The sequence below is a fragment of the Evansella tamaricis genome (genome assembly GCF_019042215.1).
Classification (GTDB): Bacteria; Bacillota; Bacilli; order Bacillales; family Salisediminibacteriaceae; genus Evansella; species Evansella tamaricis.
In genome coordinates this window covers 1-1,968 of sequence record NZ_JAHQCS010000013.1, presented here as the reverse complement: position 1 = coordinate 1,968, position 1,968 = coordinate 1, and the positions used below count along the sequence as shown (strand labels likewise).

The window sequence follows — 1,968 nt, the reverse complement described above, 5'->3', positions numbered from 1 at the left end:
AGGAAATCTTCACGAATATGCTTCGAGTTGCCTCGACGGACAGGACGTCCTAATATCGGGCATGCCACAGGACGTGGCGTTCTGCCCGATGGACGAATACGCATCCTAGAAAAGCTAGAAGAGGAAGAGGCAGTTACTTTCGCCCGTGACCAAGGCGCTTGCGCTTTTCTTGTTGAATCAAAACGGGAAAACTTGAGCAGTATTTTGGACTTCTAACGTTTTTTTTCATAGGATAGACTTGGGAAAGACAAAAAATAAAATAGTACATTTCGCTAAGGGAGATGAAAAGAAATCATGGGCGATGAAAAAATTTATGATGTGGTAATCATTGGAGCGGGTCCAGCCGGTATGACTGCTGCTGTCTATACATCCCGCGCAAATTTATCGACGGTGATGATAGAGCGGGGTATTCCTGGAGGACAAATGGCAAATACGGAAGATGTGGAAAACTATCCTGGATACGATAGTATTTTAGGGCCCGATCTTTCCAATAAAATGTTCGAACATTCCAGAAAGTTTGGAGCGGAGTATGCGTACGGTGATGTGAAAGAAATCATCGACGGGAAAGAATATAAGCGTATTGTTACTGGAAATGGAGAATACAAAGCAAGGGCTGTTATCATTACAACTGGAGCCAAATACAAGCATCTCGGTGTCCCTGGGGAGCAGGAATTGAGCGGGAAAGGGGTATCTTATTGTGCTGTGTGTGATGGCGCCTTTTTCCGGGAGAAAGAACTTGTTGTTGTTGGCGGTGGAGATTCTGCAGTAGAGGAAGCAGTTTACCTCACAAGATTTGCCAGTAAAGTAACAATTGTACACCGGCGGGATGAGTTACGTGCCCAAAAGATTCTTCAGGACAGGGCCTTTGCAAACGAGAAGATAGAGTTCATTTGGAGCCATGTGGTGAAGGAGATTAATGAAAAGGACGGAAAAGTGGGCAGTGTAACGTTAGTTAATACTAAAGATGGTTCTGAAAAAGAGTTTAAAACAGACGGTGTCTTTGTATATATTGGAATGTTGCCAATTAACGAACCTTTCCTCAATCTTGGTATTACCAATGCAGATGGCTATGTGGAAACGAATGACGAAATGGAAACAAAACTTCCGGGAATATTTGCTGCTGGGGATATCCGAGAAAAAACATTGCGTCAAATTGTTACTGCCACAGGGGATGGCAGTATTGCTGGTCAAAATTCGCAGCATTATATTGAGAACCTCCTAGAAGAATTAAATGAGGTAAAATAAACAAAAGGAAATAGGACGCTTGAGAGGGGTTGGAGGTATTAATTGACTCGTTTCAAGTGTTTCTTTTTCCTTTTTGGATCTTTTCGCATAGATTGTTGTTTTTGCAACAAAAATTTTGCTTGGATACACTACAGACGGACGCTTTCACCACAGGCACAAGTGTGACAACTGCTCATTCTTCGCAGTGTCTTCTTTGCAGCGGGCACGGCCTCAAAGAGGGTTACTTCGTCGAATCCACTGCGGTTTGTTTCGACGGATACACTACAAAGCTTTACTAGTAGAGGAAGAAACAGCCTCGTTCGGGAACAAGTTGCTCCAACTTCTGACCGAAACCCTTCTCGACCTTCTAGTTCGGGAACAAGTTGCTCCAACTTCTGACCGAAATCCGTCTCGTCTTCCTCGTTGGGTCAGAAGTTGCTCCAACTTCTGACCGAAACCCTTCTCGACCTTCTAGTTCGGGAACAAGTTGCTCCAACTTCTGACCGAAATTCTTCTCAGCCACCCTCGATGAAAACCGTGTCCGGGGACTTCACCTCGCGCTCCTGTCTCTTCTCCTAAAAGCATTGCTCTGTAGCTTATCCGTCCATCGGGCAAAACGTCACGTCCTGTGACATGCCAATATTAGGACTACAAATGACAATTTAATGATGTACAAAAACGCTTGGTTAAGCATGTACATTTTTGATTACCCATGTATATTACAACTTTACATGGAGTGGCGGG

Annotated in this window: 2 protein-coding genes; both read left to right on the top strand. The window is 44.1% G+C overall.

The features are described from left to right. Positions 1–216, top strand: a 216-nt coding sequence (locus KS419_RS00710; protein WP_217064177.1) for a hypothetical protein, incomplete at its 5' end; no start/stop codon positions are given. A gap of 78 nt (positions 217–294) precedes the next feature. Next, positions 295–1,245, top strand: a complete 951-nt coding sequence (gene trxB, locus KS419_RS00705; protein WP_217064176.1) for a thioredoxin-disulfide reductase — start codon at positions 295–297, stop codon at positions 1,243–1,245. Positions 1,246–1,968: the final 723 nt, after the last annotated feature.